This window comes from Ornithinibacillus massiliensis, assembly GCF_018310345.1.
In the GTDB taxonomy this organism is placed as follows: Bacteria; Bacillota; Bacilli; order Bacillales; family Amphibacillaceae; genus Ornithinibacillus; species Ornithinibacillus massiliensis.
Genome location: NZ_JAGXBY010000001.1, coordinates 540,053 through 558,633, shown reverse-complemented (window position 1 = coordinate 558,633; position 18,581 = coordinate 540,053). Strand labels below are relative to the sequence as shown.

The 18,581-nt window shown below is 38.0% G+C and carries 19 protein-coding genes; 10 read left to right on the top strand and 9 right to left on the bottom strand.

The window, feature by feature from the left end:
* Positions 1–44: 44 nt before the first annotated feature.
* Positions 45–188, top strand: coding sequence for a hypothetical protein (locus tag KGF86_RS02750; protein WP_211741101.1), 144 nt, complete (start codon positions 45–47; stop codon positions 186–188).
* A 379-nt stretch (positions 189–567) separates the two neighbouring features.
* On the opposite strand, the gene KGF86_RS02745 is transcribed toward KGF86_RS02750, so the two are convergent.
* Positions 568–1,074 (bottom strand): DoxX family protein, encoded by a 507-nt coding sequence (locus tag KGF86_RS02745; protein WP_211741100.1) that lies wholly within the window; start codon positions 1,072–1,074, stop codon positions 568–570.
* A 350-nt stretch (positions 1,075–1,424) separates the two neighbouring features.
* On the opposite strand from KGF86_RS02745, the gene KGF86_RS02740 reads away from it, so the two are divergent.
* Genes KGF86_RS02740 through KGF86_RS02715 form a run of 6 tightly spaced genes read left to right on the top strand, consistent with a single transcriptional unit; the run spans position 1,425 to position 6,345 of the window.
* Entirely contained in the window at positions 1,425–2,153 is a 729-nt protein-coding gene (locus tag KGF86_RS02740; RefSeq protein ID WP_211741099.1) for a hypothetical protein, read from the top strand.
* Positions 2,154–2,171: 18 nt separating this feature from the next.
* Entirely contained in the window at positions 2,172–2,900 is a 729-nt protein-coding gene (locus KGF86_RS02735; RefSeq protein WP_211741098.1) for a hypothetical protein, read from the top strand.
* An 18-nt stretch (positions 2,901–2,918) separates the two neighbouring features.
* The gene (locus KGF86_RS02730; RefSeq protein ID WP_211741097.1) at positions 2,919–3,314 is read left to right on the top strand and encodes a GntR family transcriptional regulator; all 396 of its coding nucleotides are present in this window, start codon (positions 2,919–2,921) and stop codon (positions 3,312–3,314) included.
* A gap of 2 nt (positions 3,315–3,316) precedes the next feature.
* Entirely contained in the window at positions 3,317–4,180 is an 864-nt protein-coding gene (locus KGF86_RS02725; protein WP_211741096.1) for an ATP-binding cassette domain-containing protein, read from the top strand.
* A gap of 10 nt (positions 4,181–4,190) precedes the next feature.
* Positions 4,191–5,123, top strand: coding sequence for an ABC transporter ATP-binding protein (locus KGF86_RS02720; RefSeq protein WP_211741095.1), 933 nt, complete (start codon positions 4,191–4,193; stop codon positions 5,121–5,123).
* The gene (locus tag KGF86_RS02715; protein ID WP_211741094.1) at positions 5,116–6,345 is read left to right on the top strand and encodes an ABC transporter permease; all 1,230 of its coding nucleotides are present in this window, start codon (positions 5,116–5,118) and stop codon (positions 6,343–6,345) included. Before KGF86_RS02720 ends, KGF86_RS02715 begins: the two co-directional genes overlap by 8 nt.
* Positions 6,346–6,494: 149 nt before the next feature.
* On the opposite strand, the gene KGF86_RS02710 is transcribed toward KGF86_RS02715, so the two are convergent.
* Positions 6,495–7,289 (bottom strand): RDD family protein, encoded by a 795-nt coding sequence (locus KGF86_RS02710; protein ID WP_211741093.1) that lies wholly within the window; start codon positions 7,287–7,289, stop codon positions 6,495–6,497.
* Between the two features lie 168 nt (positions 7,290–7,457).
* Here KGF86_RS02710 and KGF86_RS02705 point away from each other — a divergent pair, with 168 nt between their 5' ends.
* The gene (locus KGF86_RS02705; protein ID WP_211741092.1) at positions 7,458–8,435 is read left to right on the top strand and encodes a stage II sporulation protein M; all 978 of its coding nucleotides are present in this window, start codon (positions 7,458–7,460) and stop codon (positions 8,433–8,435) included.
* Here KGF86_RS02705 and KGF86_RS02700 read toward each other — a convergent pair.
* The 7 genes from KGF86_RS02700 to KGF86_RS02670 all read right to left on the bottom strand — a co-directional run bounded on the left by KGF86_RS02700 (position 8,413) and on the right by KGF86_RS02670 (position 15,307).
* Complete coding sequence (locus tag KGF86_RS02700; RefSeq protein ID WP_186868204.1) at positions 8,413–9,771, bottom strand: DUF58 domain-containing protein; 1,359 nt, start codon at positions 9,769–9,771, stop codon at positions 8,413–8,415. The two genes, KGF86_RS02705 and KGF86_RS02700, sit on opposite strands and share 23 nt — an antisense overlap.
* Positions 9,722–10,651 (bottom strand): AAA family ATPase, encoded by a 930-nt coding sequence (locus KGF86_RS02695; RefSeq protein ID WP_186868203.1) that lies wholly within the window; start codon positions 10,649–10,651, stop codon positions 9,722–9,724. Before KGF86_RS02695 ends, KGF86_RS02700 begins: the two co-directional genes overlap by 50 nt.
* The gene (locus KGF86_RS02690) at positions 10,648–11,772 is read right to left on the bottom strand and encodes a DUF4350 domain-containing protein (protein ID WP_211741091.1); all 1,125 of its coding nucleotides are present in this window, start codon (positions 11,770–11,772) and stop codon (positions 10,648–10,650) included. Before KGF86_RS02690 ends, KGF86_RS02695 begins: the two co-directional genes overlap by 4 nt.
* Before the next feature lie 15 nt (positions 11,773–11,787).
* Positions 11,788–12,429 carry a DUF4129 domain-containing protein gene (locus KGF86_RS02685; RefSeq protein ID WP_211741090.1) on the bottom strand — a complete coding sequence of 214 codons (642 nt, stop codon included), beginning with the start codon at positions 12,427–12,429 and terminating at the stop codon, positions 11,788–11,790.
* A gap of 24 nt (positions 12,430–12,453) precedes the next feature.
* On the bottom strand, positions 12,454–13,368 hold the full coding sequence (locus KGF86_RS02680; protein WP_211741089.1) for a hypothetical protein: 915 nt from the start codon (positions 13,366–13,368) through the stop codon (positions 12,454–12,456).
* A 384-nt stretch (positions 13,369–13,752) separates the two neighbouring features.
* Entirely contained in the window at positions 13,753–14,223 is a 471-nt protein-coding gene (locus KGF86_RS02675; protein WP_186868199.1) for a GyrI-like domain-containing protein, read from the bottom strand.
* Positions 14,224–14,278: 55 nt separating this feature from the next.
* Positions 14,279–15,307: a MerR family transcriptional regulator gene (locus KGF86_RS02670; RefSeq protein ID WP_211741088.1), complete on the bottom strand. Its 1,029-nt coding sequence runs from the start codon at positions 15,305–15,307 to the stop codon at positions 14,279–14,281.
* Positions 15,308–15,427: 120 nt separating this feature from the next.
* Here KGF86_RS02670 and KGF86_RS02665 point away from each other — a divergent pair, with 120 nt between their 5' ends.
* Positions 15,428–16,678: a hypothetical protein gene (locus tag KGF86_RS02665; protein ID WP_211741087.1), complete on the top strand. Its 1,251-nt coding sequence runs from the start codon at positions 15,428–15,430 to the stop codon at positions 16,676–16,678.
* A 1,045-nt stretch (positions 16,679–17,723) separates the two neighbouring features.
* On the top strand, positions 17,724–18,506 hold the full coding sequence (locus KGF86_RS02660) for a TerC family protein (RefSeq protein WP_186868196.1): 783 nt from the start codon (positions 17,724–17,726) through the stop codon (positions 18,504–18,506).
* Positions 18,507–18,581 lie beyond the last annotated feature (75 nt).

Here is an 18,581-nt window from a genome sequence, read left to right as displayed (position 1 = left end):
CTCCAACTGAATGTTAATTATTTACATTATTCACATGAATAGAAATGGCTAAACATACAATAAATAGGATTTATTCTATAGTTGGGGGAAGTGTCTTTGGAATCTTTGATGGGTTAATGGTAAATGTCTCAGAAATTGAGCAACAATCAATTGAAAATGAGTTGAGGAAATTATTTCAATTAACATAACAGTGGGGCAAGCTTAAAAGAGATTTACATAACGTTACGAACAAAAGACGAATATTAATTGAAAAAGGTGGCGTACCATAATTTATCTTATTTAATGTTTCCTTTTAGAACCTATATTTTATGGTGAATGTATGAGGTTGGGACATAACTGAAACATAGGTAATAAAAGACGAACAATCACATTAGCCCCGGAAATATACGGAGACTCTTGTGGGAGGAAAGGCATCGGTGAGACCCCGGAAGAGCTTTAGCTCTGAGGAGGCTCACCAGCCGCCCCGGAAAGCGTAGTATATTTCCGGGGCGGATTTGATGCGCTAACTTTCATGTTCGGTTTATCCTATGTTAGAAATTGTTTTGTCCCGGCCTATTGTTCCTATAATTATGCCACTGCAACTTTTTCTCTATGCTTACGAATTGGCATATGTGCTTTTAAGAAAGGCATTACCCATCTGTCTAGTCCATATCTTCCGGCATTAAATCCTGCTACTACTAGGAACACGGTTAATAGAACCATTTGTGCATTTGTGCTTACTGTTCCACTGAATAGGAATGCAAAATTCATTGTTAAGCCCATTAATGCTGCGAAGTTAGTGAAAATTCCTAGGATGAGTGCAATACCTACTAATATCTCTCCCCACATAACCATAAAGCTAAATAGATCAGCGTTTGGAAGAGCTACTGTTTCTAGAAATGTTGCCCACCATCCTTGTACTGCCGGATGATCTCCTCCAGCACTTGCAATTGCACCTTGTAGAAATCCACTTGCATCAAATGTTCCACCAGTTAATTTCCCAATACCAGCTGTTAACCATGCATAACCAATGTAAATACGAATAATTGCTAGAATCCCCGCTGCTACTTTATTTTCCCGAATAAAATTCAACATTTAATCCATCTCCTTTTTTATCTTGTTTAAGTGATTGCTCAACATTTCACAATATATTGTAAGTGTGTTTCCTTATTACACCTTGATAATAACACGTGAATTAATTTATGTAAATATCATTTTGTGCATTATTTCACAATATATTTTACAAAAGTGTGAACGTGCATAATGTGAGCTTTTTAGATAGACATGGTATACGCGGGTAGCAAAGCTCAAGGATTGATTTGACTATAAAGAAGGAGACCATTCATACTATTCCATTCCTCCTGTTGACAGAATCACAAACTAGAGTTATACTGTGCATATAGATATATACAGTATAACACCCACTTTAAAAAGGAGGAAATACCATGAAAAGTTGGAAGACCGCATTTCAACTTAATAAATGGGAGATAAAGAAATCAGCCATTAATATCATGTTAGCTTATCTTGTTACGATTATGTTTACACTCTTTTTCATAAAGGAATTTTCATCCTACATAGAAAATGGAACAATCTTATTTGACTTAATATTCTTATTGGTATTTACTTCATCACCACTATTCCCTAAACCAAAGAATTTTGAGGTACAGCAATTGCAAAATGGACTTTTCGCTTCACCTATCGTCTATTTGCAAAAGCAATTACCTATTAGAGATGAAGTCATTATAACTAGTAGATTAATTATGCACATTCTGTATACATTTCCCATACAGCTTGTTGCTCTTATATTAATTTACCTTTCAACATCATTAACTAATTTGTTGTCCATTGGTTCTTTTATATCCTTTTGCATGATTTGGTTATCCATTTCCATCGGTATCGGTTATGTTATTCCTAAATTTAATATCGGTGCGGGAGGATTTGCAGTAACCAACCCAGGATCTCTAATTGTAATTCCCTTATTTACTCTGTTAACTTTTGGGATATTAACATTAATTCATGCATTTTCTGGTCATGGTATCGTATACTGGTCCATTATATTCGCCAATGACTTTCCTCTCCTTTCAGCGGGGATTTCCATCATAGTAGCTGTTATTGGATATCACACATGGATAAGAGCCATGCGGATAGCTTTAAAGACGCTTCGTTATGGGTAAAGATGAGGGGGTTATGACATGTTAAAAGAAAATTTAAAGTCTGCTATTCAGTTAGTCAAACCAGAACTAAAAATATCATGGAAAAGCTATATTGGGCTATTTTTATTTTTTTCCATATTCATCATCTTATTTTTAACAGTTTTACACACTCAAGAGAATAGATTTGTAGGTTTTGATTTGTTTTACTTGCTATTATTTATTTTCGGTCCAATGTGGTCGAGACATAAAGGATTACAATTTCAACGAATCAGTGGCCATACATGGGTATCACCAACAGTTGTTATGGGCTTATGCTTACCAATTAAGAAACAAACTATTGTATTAAAATCTATTATTCACTACTTTTTAAGTTCATTTCCATTTCAACTTTATATGTTCTTCGCGCTTTATCTAGTTAGTCCAGAAATAAGAAGCATGATGGAACTAGACGCCTATATTTCATTTGCCATTATTTGGCTATCATTCGGGATTTATATAGGCTTTAGTGCACTTGTGATGGATTTTGGAACTAATAATAATGTATCGAAACTTACAACTGTCCTATCTGTAATACTTTTACTAGGTGTTGTTATATTAATCCTATCTTTTCCCACTTTTTTTACTTACGGGATAGTAGAATGGACCATTATTATTGCCAAAAAGTGGACACTTCTTTCTGCGATTCTATCCATTATGGCTGCCGTTATTGGATTTATCTATTGGAAGAACAAAATGGTCAAACAATTTAAACAGGTTGATTTTCTCTAATAGAAAGGAGTGTATATCATGGAACTTCCTATCCGGATTTCAAAGGATTCAAGAGAGCCTATTTATCACCAAATCGTGAACCAATTTAAGGCTCTTATTGCTGGTGGCCACCTATCTGCTGGCACACCACTTCCTTCTATCAGAGTCTTATCAAAGGATTTAGAAATTAGTATTATTACAACACGAAGAGCCTATCAAGACCTTGAGGTACAAGGCTTCATTAAAACCTCTCAAGGGAAAGGGACATTTGTCGCCGATATATCTGAGGATTTAAAGCAAGAGGTCAAGGTAACCTCTGTCTATAACATCTTAGAAAATGCCGTTGATACCGCACTCAGCTATGATTATAGTCTTGAACAAGTTAAAACAATTTTTCTCGAAATATTGAAATCAAAAGAGAAAGGAGATATTTAGCCATGAATAATTCTCTACTATATATCGAAAATCTTGAAAAAAATATAGACGATTTCCATCTTGGTCCGGTTGATTTAACAATTGAAGCCGGTACGATTACTGCACTAGTCGGAAATAATGGCTCTGGTAAAAGTACACTTCTAAAGCTAATTATGAATTTAGTACAGCCCCAAATGGGAAATATCAAAGTTAATAATATGTTAGTGCATGGTGATAACGAGAATTGGAAACAGCTTATTGCCTACCAGCCCCAAACCATTATTGGATGGGACTCATTTACTGGTACGATGTTAAAGGATTTAATTGCCCCACTTTATCCAAATTGGGATGAGCTTTTATTCCAGAAAATGATTGAATTATTTCATGTTCCTGTCGATAAAAGGTTTGGTAAACTTTCACAGGGTGTACAGCAAAAATTAAACCTTGCTCTAACTATCCCTAGAAACGCACCACTACTTATTTTAGATGAGCCTACCAATTTTATGGATATCCCATCTAAGAAAATATTAATAGATTTATTAGTAGATTGGATGGAACCTGGTAATCGTTCCATTATCATTGCAAGTCATCAAATTGATGATATTAGGAAACTTTCCGATTACTTATTCGTATTACATAATGGGGAAGTAATTGGTAACTTTGAAAAAGAGGAACTAATGGAACATTATGCCCGTTATTGGCTAGCTGGTGCCGTTCCAGAAACCCCAATTCCTGGTGCCATATCACGTGAGGGAAATGTTTTGATTTCAGATAACCCATCGGAAACAGAACACTTTCTAGAAATAAATAACGTGAAATGGAATAACCGTAGTTCACTTGAAATGGAAGACATTATTACCCTATTACTAACAAAAAAAGAACTATAGGAGGAATAACATGGAAGTAATGCTGACCGTCGAAGGGTTAAAGAAATCCTTCAAAGACAAACAAGCTTTAAAGGGGATTTCCTTTGAAGTAAGGAAAGGCGAGATCATGGCCATCTTAGGTCCTAATGGTGCTGGTAAATCCACCACGATTAGAAATATTATGGGGATTATGTATCCCGATGAAGGATCGATTACGTTTCATAACCATCAAGGAAAAGAAATCCCACGTAACAAGATAGGCTATTTGCCAGAAGAACGCGGGTTATACAAGAATGTGAAAGTCATGGATATTTTACTGTACTTAGCCGATTTAAAAGATTATCCACTAGATAAAGCAAAAGAACGTATTCTCATGTATTTGAAGAAATTTGATTTAGAAGGAAAAGAAAAGGTTTCAATGGAAGAGCTATCTAAAGGAATGGGGCAAAAGGTACAATTTATCGGTGCTATTCTCCATGAACCGGAACTCTTAATATTAGATGAGCCTTTTTCTGGTCTAGATCCTGTTAGTCAAGAGCTGTTTAAAGAAGAGATTCGTAGTCTTGCAGATAGAGGGACAGCAATTCTATTATCTTCCCACCAGATGAATCTAGTCGAAGAAATGTGTGACCGTCTCTTTATGATTCAAAACGGTCAGAAGGTAATCTATGGAACATTAGATGAAGTGAAAACGAAATATGCTAACTTTAAATGTACAATCCGTGGGAAAAATGCTCGCCAGGATTTAGAAGGTATCCCCTCTGTTCAACGTGTAGAGGAGAAAGACGAAACAACCATTCTATATCTTGATTCAGATGTCGAGCCTACCAGCTGGCTTAAAAACTTGCCGTCTGATTTAAATGTATATGAATTAAAAATCAATCGCATTTCTTTACATGAAATCTTCATCGATATTGCGACCAACAGGAAGTTAATTCAGGAAGCAGGTGATCTAGATGCGTAATTCAATGAAAGTAGCAAAATGGGAAATCAAGCGTAATTTAAAAAATAAATCATTTGTCATTGGTTTATTCCTTACACCACTATTAATTCTAGCGTTCGGATTTCTAGGAAGCCTATTTGGTTCTGATAGTGAATCAACAGAGGTAACTATCTTCGTTAATGATCAGCTGAATGTATTTGATTTAATGGAAGAAACAGCTGACCAGTATGAATTAGATTGGATATTACACCAAACCAATTTAACCGAAAACGAGATTCAAGAAGAGCTAAAAAATGGTGAGAATACTGCTTACATCTTTCTTAACTCGGAAAGCTTAGAGTCGGGCGCAATCCCTGTCTATACTACAGAAGATATACCTTCAAGCTTTAGTAGCGAGGTAAATCTTTTAGCGGGACCATTACAACAGCAGAGAATTTCCCAGTTAGACTTAACAGATGAGGAATTAGCAATCATTTCAACTAGTGTACTGTTTGAAGAAGTAGCTGTTGATGAAATCATGACGGAAGATGGGCAGGAATCTGTGCTGGAAGAGAATCCGTTAGAAAAAATTGTTCCGGGTCTCTTTGCAGGAATCATACTATTCTCCATCGTAATCACTGGTATGATGATTTTCCAAAGTGCTTCTCAGGAGAAAAAGGATAAAATTGCGGAGATTATTCTTTCATCCGTGACACCTAGTGAATTAATGAATGGTAAGATTATTGGTTATTTTGTTCTTGGTATTATTCAAGTAGTGGTATTGCTTCTATTTGTTGTACCATTTGCAGCATTCAAAATAGATGAGCCCGTAATGGAGTACTTATTAGTTCCGGAAACCTTGCTATTAGTGTTAATCGCAATTCTAGGTTATCTACTATTCGCATCCATTTTCGTTGGGATTGGTGCGACAATGGCTGATATGTCTACAAGTGGTAATTTCCAAGGGCTAGTCATGATGCTTCCATTCCTATCATTCGTGTTAATTGCACCAGTCCTTTCTGATCCAAGTGGCTTAGTTGCTAAGGTCGCATCATATATTCCATTCACCTCCCCAGGTGTTCTTATTATGCGCCTAACCGTATTAGAGGAATGGCCATGGATTGAAATCCTAATTGCTTTAGCTGTTCTGCTAATTAGCATCTTCGTATTTATGAAGCTTGCTGGTAAGATCTTTAAAGTTGGAATTTTAATGTATGGTAAAAATGCTACACCTGGCGAGATTTGGAAGTGGATTCGTTCTTAATTCACATATGAAGAGGCCAGACCTTATTAAATAGGGTCTGGCCTTTTTTAGTTTAATAAAACCTTTTATCACGTACAGATAGATCATATAGATTCTCAAGAATTTCGCTTTTAAGTTCTACTAGCTCATCGTATTGATAATATATCTATTCATGACAGCTCATATTCCCACTCTTCTCTAGCAATCACATAAAGGGTTAGAAGAATATTCTCCCGCTCGGTAATAGGCTTACCATCAATGGCTATCCCTAATCTCGGAAGTAGCTTCTCTGCAAGATGATTGGTAAGTTGTGCTCTTTGCACTACACTTACATTCAGGAATTTTCTACTGTAAGCTCGTAATAATTCCCATTCTTTATTTCCTATCGCACGCAATGCCCAGTCCTCAAGTTGCAAGCTATCCTTAGTTAGGCCACGTCTGGCAATTTCCTTATCTATTCTTGAGGTTCTTTCTTTTTTTACACCTCGCTCATGTACTACAATCGTACCAGCCACAATATCACCAAGCCGCTTATGTTTTGAATGAAAAAATACAAACATCATTCCTACAAAATAGCCAGTAGGTAGCATATCAATGATACGAAGGAGATTTCTAATTAAACTAGATAAAAGTGTTAGACTATGACCATTTTCTTGGATGGCACGAATTCCTAGCCACTTTTTACCAAGTGTTTTCCCACTAAAGAAATATTCCGCAAAAAAGAAGTAACCCCAGTTAATAACAAATACGATGGTAATTGCGATTGCAATCGGTAGCCAAGAATCCGAAAAGTAAAACATATCGGATAGGTTAGCGGTGATGAAGATAAGATAGATGAGAAGATTAGTAACCATGATGAGCGCCTGGTCAATTAACATTGCAGCTGCACGACTACCCAGTCCCGCAATCTGATATTGAAGGGAAACAAATTGAGGTGTTTTTATTTCGACTTGTCCTTGATTCATCTTAATCCTCCTGTTGATGTTTCACTATTCTTTAAATTATAATTATAAACAAAGGAAATAATCTAATTAATGGATACATCACAGCCTCCCGTGATTGTGACAGAGCATTAATTCTATTATCTTTGTACATAACGTAACCAACAACCGTTCAGAAAGAAGGTTCTCTCTTTGGATATAAAACAATTTATTAAGCTCCATCGTGAGGAATGGAGACAGCTTGAACAATATATCACCCTATTAAGTAAAGGAAGAAAAAATGTGACGAGCAAGACGATTACCGAGTTTGATAGTCTTTATCAAAAGGTTAGTCAGCATTTATCGTATAGTCAGACCTATTTCCCAAATGAGGAAATTACCTTTTACATTAATGAGCTAGTCGGTAAATCTCATAACCTATTATATAAAAACCAAGTGACCAGCGGAAAACAGATTCGCGACTTTTTTTCCAAAAAGTTTGTCGGACTGTTATATGAGCAATGGAAATTCATCATAGTTGCCGCCCTATTATTCTTCGCTGGTGGGCTTGCTGGCTTTCTTGCAATTGCTGATGATCCACTACATTTATATTCTGTTCTTCCAGCAGAGGTCTCACAAAGTGTGGATCCGGAACGTTTAGGTGAGGGGCATGATTCTGTTGATTCTTCCCTGATGTCAGCGGAAATCATGACCAATAATATACAGGTTGCCATTCTCGCATTCGCCAGCGGAATTACATTTGGTCTATTAACTGTATATTTAATGGTTTATAACGGCCTTCTTGTTGGTGCATTGGCTGGACTGTATTGGCATTATGATATGTCCTATGAGTTCTGGGCTTATATCGTACCACATGGTATGGTCGAATTAACCGCTATCTTTATTGCAGGTGGTGCCGGTCTCCTTATGGGGTATAAGCTCTTTGCTCCTGGTGCATATTCAAGGGTCTACCAGTTAAAATATCACGGAAAACGGTCCGTACAGCTTTTCCTAGGGACCGTTCCGCTGTTCATAATTGCTGGTATTATTGAAGGCTTTATCACACCCGCTGCTATTTCACTCGAAGCAAAATACATCGTAGCTGGAATCACCGTAGTTGGTATGATTGCTTACATTGCCCTAGGAAAAGTTCTACTTCATCCAAAGCCTAAAGTAGGCCTTGATTCATAATCTGGATGTAATGGGAGACGGCATCTGTTGCTAGCCGTTCTTCCTTTGCTTCCACCATCAAAAATCCTCGTTTCTCCCATTTAACCTTTTGACGTTTCTTATATAGAATCTGCTGCTGGGCGACACCTTTGATCATGGCTTGATTTACATCATTCGGATCTTCTTTTGCCCGCTTTACTAACAACTCATCTTGTATTGTAACTAAAAGGAATAAATGACGTCTTTTAATTCCTTCAAAATAGCCTAACGTACGGTCTTCTTGAAGAAATGTTTGCATATCACTAAACAAGAGAATTAAACTTCGCTTTTTCTGTACTGCTTGTAAATAGTTTAATGCTTGAACATAATTCGATTCAACAGCATCCACCTTCAAATCATAGATTGCATGAAGTATTTTTTGTAATTGGGCCATCCCTTTATCTGGTGGTACAAAGACGGAAACATCTTTGGAGAAAGCAATCACGCCAACATAATCTCCATTACCAAGTGCAGCTGCAGCAACCGTAATGGAAGCTTCTAATGCCCTTTCCAGCCGATTCGCACTTTTCAGTTCTGCCCCCATCATCCGTCCACAATCAATAAGTAACATTACATGTTTTCCATGCTCTGGCTCCAATTCATTTGTCATGACAGCCTGTAATTTAGCTGTCTGGCGCCAATTAATCTTTCTCGGGTCATCACCTACGACATAATTACGTATTTGAGAAAATTCCCCTACACCACTTTTCCTTTTGCGAATTTTCATTCCTTCATGCATCAGATAGTGCTGGGCATCCTCCAAATACTTCTTCGTTTCCGTCAAATCCGGGATGACTTTAACCTCGTCTATGATCTCCTGAGCGGTTTGCTTCTGCCATAGTCCATAGGCGCTATAATAGCGAACATAGATTTTTTTCAACTGGTAAAAACCGCGTACAGGGGCGATTACGTCATATGTTAAGGTTGTCGTCCCTGTTCCGGTTACTTCTCCCTCTAGCGGAAGATCGACTTGAAAGGATTGTGGTGTCCCATCAATCAATTTCATATTACAGCTTAAATCAGACTCGTTTCTCACTTCGATTGCTACCTTATAAGGAAGGCCTCTTTCTAATTGCTGTGAAATGAGTCTTCTAAATTTTAGTTGGCTTCGTTTTGGTGTAAAACGTAAATCCAGTAAACTAGCTAGTAATACGAATACATTCAGTAGAATCACAGTAGTCCAGGATAGACCGACAAGTGTTAACAAGGTAATGATTAGGGAAAGGATGGCATATCCGACTAAGAACCTTCTTGTCGGTACAATCCCTCTATCTTGGAACAGGAACCGAGCCCACAAGTTCTTCAATAACTTGGTCAATGTTCACTCCCTCCAATTCCACATGAGGAGATAGCTGAATTCGGTGTCTTAATGTAGGTTTAGCAATTATTTTGACATCGTCTGGTGTCACATAATCTCGTTCTGATAAATAAGCCCAAGCCCTTGCAACCTTACCTAGTGCAATTGCAGCACGAGTACTTGCTCCAAACCGAATCGATTCCGTATCTCTTGTACGACGAACAATTTGCATGATATAGGATAATACGTCATCACTTAATGTAACAGCTTCAATCTCCTTACGAATGGCGAGAAATATATCCATATCCATAATAGATTGAACCTCATCGATAAAGGTTTTATTTTCAAGTACATTTAATAAAACATTCGTTTCTTCTTCTAAAGAAGGAAATTGAATAAATAGTTTTAATAGAAAACGATCCTGCTGAGCTTCTGGAAGTGGATAAGTTCCTTCAAATTCAATTGGATTTTGCGTAGCCACTACAAAGAAGACCTCCGGCAATGGATATGTCTCTCCCTGAATGGTAACCTGCTTTTCCTCCATTGCTTCTAACAGTGCTGCCTGTGTCTTAGCCGGGGTACGATTAATTTCATCCGCTAATAACACATTAGCAAAGATTGGCCCCTTTAACGTTTGAAATGTACTATCCTTCATATTGTAGATCGTACTACCTGTAATATCGCTTGGTAGTAAATCTGGTGTAAATTGAATTCGATTAAATTCTCCGCCCAAAAGGTTTGCAAGTGTTTTTACCATTTGTGTTTTACCTGTTCCTGGTACCCCCTCGAGAAGTACATGACCTCCTGATAATATGGCAGATAATAGTAGGCGTAGATTCGTAGATTGTCCTAAAATACGTTTTTCATAGTTTTCTATTAAGGTTGTTAATTCATTTCTCATTCTGCCTCCACCTCTTTCCGTAAACGATCCATTCGTTTTGACCATAATAAGTATTCTTGCTTTGTTATATTCTTTCTATGAAGAACTGCCTCTATCTCACTAAAAAAGGAGGTCCATTCATCATCTTTTACCAAAGGTAGCTTGACAGCTAATACTTCCTCTAAGTCCTTCCATTCCTTTTGGTAGGAAATTCCCCATTTTTCTCGAAGTAATAAGCGTAAATAATCCGCTTGGCTATTCAAGGATTCCATATATGCCTTTCCTCTTTTATACCAGGCAGCTAGTGCTGTAGTATGTTCATCACTAAAGCGAACATATTCCTCCCTCGGTGTCCGAATTGGCCCAAATCGTTTCCCTTTATAAAGAAGCCACAATAGTGTAAAGAAAATAAGCTGGAAAGCTGCTACAAGTAGCCATATTGGATAAATGTCGTGCATCGCCTGAGATTTTAATGATCGATGGGTGTATTCATCAAAACGAATCTCATCCCACTTCTCTTCACCTAATAGGTTTAATACAACATCAAGATTATTCGCTTCTAAAATATAGTGGTTTGTCAGCCAGTCCGGTGAATTTACTGCTATTAATTTTCCATTACCATATGAACGTTTTATTGCGATGACTCCTAGATCATCCTGTAATAGTATTTCATCGTTACTTTCCGGTAATATCCGTGTTTGTGTGTTCATGGTAGCTTCATATTCTGAACCAGAAGCATCTTCCATTATCACCGTTTCTCCCTCAACCATTCCATAGGTTGTACTTATTCCAAACATACCCTCCAAATTATTCTTAAAAAGAAGAATGGTATTTCCCGCTTCCATAAATGAAACATACTCATTCATGACAGCTTGTTCTGAAATTAAGGTTGGCTCCACCATGAGGAGAAGCTGGTTTTCTTCCTCCACTAGTTGACTTGGTGATTCTTCCCACCGTTCAACTGAATCGATTTTTTCATTTAAATAGGTATAAAAACCTTTTACCCCAGTTGGAGATGGTGATGTCGATAAATAGGGCGGATATTCCTCCAATTTATTAGAACCGAAAACAAGACTAATGGCGATAAAAATAATTAAGAGTACAAAGAGCCAGCCCCATGCCTTAGTTATTGATTTTTGCAATATTGAGTGCCTCCCTTAGCCTTCTTCTTGTTTCTGTTCCGATGTTAAAACCCAACGCAACACGGACGATTTATAGGATTGATAGGATGCGCTATCTACTGGCTGCTCTCCATATACAACGTCATCAAAAATCCGGGCCAGCTTATAAAAGCTTTCAGCTCGCCCCTTCTCTAACTGTTTGATTTCCTCAAAATATTCCCAGTTTGTCTTTGAAATTCTTGCTTCAACATAGCCTCTTTCATGAAAATTTAGTAATAATGCTAAGAATAAATGTCTAGTTGCTACTTGAAGGTTGCCATTTGCCTCTTGTTTTTCCGCTTCCGATAAATGTTCTACATAGGACCAGTCCTTCTCCTGCTTACTATAGAGCTGACGATCCCGATAATGGAGTTTTCTCCGGTAATGCCTAAGTAAGAAGTAAATAGCAAGGAGAACTAACATGATTACAAGTATCGCTATAACAATTACTAAACCCGTAGCAAACCCATTAGACGCTGATATGGATCCAAATACTCTGGATAGTAGCTCGTTGAACCATTCCACTACTGAATCCCACCATCGTTCTAGGAACCCACGATTATCCTCATAATACTTCAAGTATTCTTCGGTATTTACTATTTCTTCTATTTTCTCTCTTGCTTGATCCAAATCGGTCATTTTTTATCACCTTAAGGTTAGGGATTATTGTTTAGTAGTTTCATAGTTATCAATCATGTCCATTAAGTCATCCCCGTCGTTTCGTAGCTTTAAGTCAAAATAGATTAACCCATAGCCTACAGAGAAGAACATCATGGTAATGATTGAAATGATATCGATAAGTATACTGTACAGCACACTATAGCCTAAAAGCAGTGTCAAGATAACTTCAAATACGGAACTTATTATCATCGCAATAAGAGCAATTACAACAAGTAAACCAAAGGTTCTCCAAAAGTTCTTTCTCGTTAATTGCCAGCTTCTACCTAATCCAGGGGCGCACGGTTCCAATACAACAGCAGGTAGATAAAGGCCCCATCTAGTTAGTAGAAAAGCACCAACTACTGCTGCAGCTAGAAATAACACTACCCCCATAAATATCCCGATAATCGGATCAATGATTAAACCTACTGTTGCGACCATTACAATAATGAAAGTAGGGACGAAAATCAGTCCAAACCCGATAACACCGAATAAGAGTGAGCTACCAACAATAGGCCAAAATCTGGTAACTGATTCTTTAAGAAGCGATCCGGCAGTAAATTCTTCTTGTCTTCTTTGTGCATCTATCGCGAGTATGACAGCGGCAGTCGCTAACGGGTATAATACTAGTCCTCCAAGACCAATAATAATCGTACGTAAATCGTCAAATACAGTAGTGGTACCATATAATGCCTCATCTACCGTATTAACTAGCTGGTCTAAAAAGGTGGAGCCACTTACCATATCACGAAAGAAGCTCGTTCCTGATACTAATGAAAGTAGTGCATCTAAAAGAATCAGTGGACCTACCATAATGAGGAAGACCAGAAAAAAAGTCGAAAAGTTATTTTTACTTATTCTAAACGTTTGGTCTAGTACTGTACCAAAGCTCTTCGGTCGTGAAAAATGTTCCTCCATACGCGCCCTCCTATATTTGAATTGCGAAAATATTTACATATACTTCTTATTTTACCATTATACGTTATTTTTTCGAGTGTTTAATTTTAGTTAAGTTGTTGTTAATTACAGTGATAAGCTGAATTTGCCGAAGGCTAGCGCGTGACAATACGGTTACTGCTTTTCAAGGTGAAAGGAATAGGGGAGGTCGCACTATAGTTCCGAGAAGGTTTTGATTATTGATTACCTGCCAATGAAGAAAAAGTAATCTAGGAGAGGGCAGATTATTTGGGTACTAGACACAACTGTTGTGGTATACAAACTTGATAAAGTCAAGTACTTTTTCATCGCTGAACAAAGAATGTCTCATAGGGGGAAATCATGCCCATATGAGACATCTTTTTATTACCGTTTAATTGGAATATGGATGGTTAGCCTTGGTCGTTCGTTAATGGGATGATAATCTGAGGGGTAGATTTCGACATGCTCCATATTAATTTCATCATTTGCACGATATCCATTTGATTCGATCCAACCATATATGTTCGTGTATGATTCATTCACCTCTTCTTCTGCTGTATGCTCATAGGACGCATAAGTTAAGGCAGGAACCGTTATTTGCTCCATCCCTTCCGGTAGCTGCCCATTTGAATCTGGCACTTTACAACATAAGTAATAGGTAAAGCCCTCTGAAGTGACATCATATGAAAGTCCTATTATTTCCGATTTATCCGCATCTTGAGGAAGCTCTCCTAATCGTTCACGGAATTCCTGCATAAAGGTTCTAATCTCTCCCGCTTGAGCTTGTTTAAAAGTCCCCTTCCAACACACACCAACCGCCGTAAAAGCTTCTAACTCTGTAACAAAAATCCCCATCCAATCCCTCCATATCCTGTATTTCCCTTTATCATAAAGTTATATTAAGAAAATTTCAACTATAAGCGTAAATCAGACCCAATATACGGTTAATCTGTATCGCTTCTACTTTATAGCCGTTTTGTTTTAGCCATTCTACCAGTAGTGATTGATTCGCATAATATTCATCTTCAATTGAATCCACCGCAATTTGATTGCCAGCCTTTCGGAATTGATTTAAAACATTTTTTCGATGTATTTCATCTTGAAACATCAAATCAACAATACCGATTTGGCCATTAGATTTTAGCACTCGTTTCATTTCTTTAAGGGCTAACAGCTTTTCTTCATCTGGAAGATGGTGTAAAGCATAGCTAGAAACGATAGCATCCACCGACTGATCCAATAATGGTAAAGCGAGAAAGTGTCCGTTACGAGTCTCAATCGTTGGATGTTTTTCCTTACATTTCTCCAGCATTTTCTCTGACTGATCTACCCCTATCACCTTGTGGTTAGGAAGAAATTTTGCTCCTAAATTCCCTGTACCAATTCCGATATCAGCCACCACACTACAAGAACCTAGCTTCACTTTCTCGACTACAGCTTGAAGTCCTTCATCATAGCCCTCATGTACATTAAATACATGTCCTTCCCTCTTAATATGGTTATCATAATCTTTAGCTTGCTCGTTAAAATCCCATCGGTCTTGCCATTTACCTCGGATTTCCTTCATATTCTTTAAATGAGCTGCTAGCTGATGAATCGCTTCAATCGAATCATTCTTCCAATTTTGCTCCAGCATTTTATCAATCGTCTCTATCATATCCCTCATCTCTAACCACTGTTCAAAAAGAGCCGTTCGTTGAATGTCAAGATATTGTCTAATACTTAGATTAGGATCCTCTAATATCGTTTTGATATCTTGCACAGCCACTCCTATCTCTCGTAATGCTAGAATCGTACTTAATCTATAAAGGTCACTTTCCGAAAAGTAACGATACTGATTTCCCTCATCCTTTCTTGGTGTAATTAACCCCTTTGTTTCATAGAAGCGAATCGCCTTTGGTGTCGTATTTAAATACATTGCGGCTTCCTTTATTTGCATCATAAAACCCCCTTCTTTATTCCACTATAAACGTTACCCTAAGGGGAAGGTAAAGAACTTTTTTAAAATAATGCAAAACCTCTGTTATAATGTTAGCGAACCCGAAAGTGAGGTAATACGATGAACGAGCATGTAAAAGAAATAGCGAATAAACTTCAGCAAGAATATGGCTTGGAGCAGTATGTTTTAAAACGTGAGCATATCTTCTCGGAAACAACACAGGATAATCAGACGAATTACATACTCTCTTTAGAGTGGTTTCCAGTTCATCAATCTGAAGAAAATGAAGAATATAATCCAGAGGGAACTGCAGTATTAGAGGTCAACCTTCATACGAACGAACTTAAACAGCTAATTTTCGTAAACGATGTATCCTATGCGACAGAAGGTATTTTCCCTGCTCCGGAATTAGAGTCGGTCATTGAATGGGTGGAGGAAGAGACCGGGATGATGTTCGGCAGACAATTTCAGCTTGATTATGAAGACGGGACGGCATTTAGCTTCCAAGCTACAGTAGACAACATTGCCGTAGCACCTTCTGGTAATATCGATATTACCTTCAATGAAAACAATCAGCTAACACAGTTTTCAATAGATGGCGTTTTTCCTTCCGAAAAAGATATCGATTGGGAGCCATTCTCCTTAATGAAAGAGGATTTAATGGACAACATCAAGCAACAGCTCAAATTGATAGAAACACCTATTGAGGAAGAAGAAAAGTGGCTAAAGGTTTGGACAATGGATACAATTTTTATTCGCAATGATAAAACCAACATCATTATACCTGCATCCCTTTATCAATTAGATACTTATAAGGAGTTAAACGTACTATTGGAATGGGATAGCACTAGCCAGAGAGATTTCACACCAAAAGATATCGATTTCTCTACAGAAGTCTCTTACGAAGATGCAATGGCGAAAATAAGGGTGAACCCATTAACAGAAGATGAAATTCAATCCACAATTGAGGAAACGAAAGACTTTTTGAGCAATCTTTATCCGGACGATTCTGGTAAGTGGACACTGACTGGCATGTACCCAGAAGGTAACTATATCATTGCAGAATTAAAGCTGGCAGCAAGCACACCATTAGATAGAAAATTAAAAGTAATTATCTCAAGAGATAGCTTACAAACAGCTAATTACTGGGATAGCAAGCTTTTATTTGAAGTGTTCGAATCCTATGCAAAAGCTGAAGAGGCTACCATTCCACTTGATGAAGCATTCGGCAAAATAATCGAACACGTGGAATTAACTCCTGTTTATGTAAAAGATCCTAATTCGGATTCATATCACCTATGTGGAAGACTTGATTGTGAAGTCGTTGTCATTGGCACTACTGGAGAAATAGTACCGATTAGCCAGTTTTAAGGGATTTAATCTCTTAGCGGATTTGTGGGCCTTCTTAATGTAGGAGGCCTTTTATTTTTTTATTTGACTGGGAGTAGGAGTGGGGGAATCGGCTACTTTTATTTGCTGATGACCTACCGAATGGGAAGGGGCAACGTTTCTCTGTTATCTTAGTGGGCTTCTTCTTTTTATAAAGGGTGTAGACCATGGTTCTCTGTTACCTTCTTTGGCTACTTCTACTCAAAAAGGGCACGGACGACGATCCTCTATTACCTTCTTCAGCTCTTCCCCCTCATAAAGGGCACTGATGACGTTTCTCTGTTACCTTCTTTGGCTACTTCTACCCAAAAAGAGCACTGATGACGTTTCACTGTTACCTTCTTTGGCTACTCCTACTCGAAAAGGGCACGGACGACGATCCTCTATTACCTTCTTCAGCTCTCCCCCCTCATAAAGGGCACTGATGACGTTTCTCTGTTACCTTCTTTGGCTACTCCTACTCGAAAAGGGCACGGACGACGATCCTCTATTACCTTCTTCAGCTCTTCCCCCTCATAAAGGGCACTGATGACGTTTCTCTGTTACCTTCTTTGGCTACTTCTACCCAAAAAGGGCACTGATGACGTTTCTCTGTCACCTTCTTTCACGGCTCCCCCCCAAATAGGAAACAAAACATACAGCTTCCAAAGGGAAGAAGGGCGTCCCCCGCCGAATCCAAGCTCAACACACCTTCCATAATTTACATCATTTAGGAATATCATCTTGGAATAAAAGCATGTAATCGTTTCAAACTAATGTTAGGTAAGGGCCACTCACCCGATGGTTAGATAATGTATTGACATATATTCGAATTAATGATTAAATTAACTTATAATTTCAAAGGGGAGTAGCTTTAACAGTTATGTCGTCATTTCAGAGTATCTTGAATACTCTCGGCATTTCTGGCAACTCGGTGTTGTTAGCAAGACCTTTGCCGATTTGGTAAAGGTCTATTCTTTTTAGAGGCCTTTACCATTTCAGGTGGTATTGAGCCTCTATTTTTTATGTTGGAAGGGAGAAAACTAACATGGAGTCAATTTGGTTAGAGTATGCCTGGACCCTGTTAATCTTGATTGGGTTAGAAGGGATCTTGTCTGCTGACAACGCACTCGTATTAGCTGTTATCGCAAAACATTTACCAGAAGATCAGAAAAAGAAAGCTATTAACTACGGTATTTTAATGGCATTCATATTCCGATTTGCTGCATTATTTGCTATATCCTTTATAGCTAATGTATGGCAAGTGCAAGCAATCGGTGCCGCTTATTTGATTTATTTAGGTTTAAAACATGTGATTCAAGATCATTTCGTTAAACCTAAAGGGGATAAGAAGGATCTGGAGAAGGAATCGGTTGGAAAAGGTTTTTGGCCGACTGTAGGTAAAATCGGTTTAGCTGACTTAGCATTTGCTATCGACTCGATTCTTGCTGCTGTTGCGTTAGCGATTGTTTTACCAGAAACAGGCCTAGGTCATTTCGGTGGAATGGATACTGGTCAATTCCTTATTGTCGTAGTGGCAGGTATTGCCGGATTAGTATTGATTAAGTTCGCAGCTGGTTGGTTTGTCCAACTATTGGATAAACGACCAGGTCTAGAAACGGTCGCATATCTAATTGTAGCTTGGGTTGGGGTGAAACTTGCTGTCATTACATTAAGTCATGATAAAGTACACATCCTACCACACGATTTCCCACATAGCACAGCATGGACTCTTGTGTTTTGGGGAGTACTATTAGCAGTAGCTGTAATTGGATGGTTTGTATCCGGTAAAAAAGGTAATAAGGATAAAGAAGTATCTACTGAAGCTTAATTATTATCATTTCTCGAGGTTAAAAGCGTGGATAACACCCACACAATACCATTAAATTTAAAAAACTCGTACCAC

Bases quoted from the DNA above. Each gene is read 5' to 3' on its own strand.
- KGF86_RS02720 (WP_211741095.1), top strand. From the start codon at position 4,191: ATGGAAGTAATGCTGACCGTCGAAGGGTTAAAGAAATCCTTCAAAGAC.
- KGF86_RS02660 (WP_186868196.1), top strand. From the start codon at position 17,724: ATGGAGTCAATTTGGTTAGAGTATGCCTGGACCCTGTTAATCTTGATT.
- KGF86_RS02745 (WP_211741100.1), bottom strand. From the start codon at position 1,074: ATGTTGAATTTTATTCGGGAAAATAAAGTAGCAGCGGGGATTCTAGCA.
- KGF86_RS02670 (WP_211741088.1), bottom strand. From the start codon at position 15,307: ATGCAAATAAAGGAAGCCGCAATGTATTTAAATACGACACCAAAGGCG.
- KGF86_RS02680 (WP_211741089.1), bottom strand. From the start codon at position 13,368: ATGGAGGAACATTTTTCACGACCGAAGAGCTTTGGTACAGTACTAGAC.
- KGF86_RS02665 (WP_211741087.1), top strand. From the start codon at position 15,428: ATGAACGAGCATGTAAAAGAAATAGCGAATAAACTTCAGCAAGAATAT.
- KGF86_RS02695 (WP_186868203.1), bottom strand. From the start codon at position 10,651: ATGAGAAATGAATTAACAACCTTAATAGAAAACTATGAAAAACGTATT.
- KGF86_RS02675 (WP_186868199.1), bottom strand. From the start codon at position 14,223: ATGGGGATTTTTGTTACAGAGTTAGAAGCTTTTACGGCGGTTGGTGTG.
- KGF86_RS02735 (WP_211741098.1), top strand. From the start codon at position 2,172: ATGTTAAAAGAAAATTTAAAGTCTGCTATTCAGTTAGTCAAACCAGAA.
- KGF86_RS02715 (WP_211741094.1), top strand. From the start codon at position 5,116: ATGCGTAATTCAATGAAAGTAGCAAAATGGGAAATCAAGCGTAATTTA.
- KGF86_RS02710 (WP_211741093.1), bottom strand. From the start codon at position 7,289: ATGAATCAAGGACAAGTCGAAATAAAAACACCTCAATTTGTTTCCCTT.
- KGF86_RS02740 (WP_211741099.1), top strand. From the start codon at position 1,425: ATGAAAAGTTGGAAGACCGCATTTCAACTTAATAAATGGGAGATAAAG.
- KGF86_RS02730 (WP_211741097.1), top strand. From the start codon at position 2,919: ATGGAACTTCCTATCCGGATTTCAAAGGATTCAAGAGAGCCTATTTAT.
- KGF86_RS02750 (WP_211741101.1), top strand. From the start codon at position 45: ATGGCTAAACATACAATAAATAGGATTTATTCTATAGTTGGGGGAAGT.
- KGF86_RS02685 (WP_211741090.1), bottom strand. From the start codon at position 12,429: ATGACCGATTTGGATCAAGCAAGAGAGAAAATAGAAGAAATAGTAAAT.
- KGF86_RS02725 (WP_211741096.1), top strand. From the start codon at position 3,317: ATGAATAATTCTCTACTATATATCGAAAATCTTGAAAAAAATATAGAC.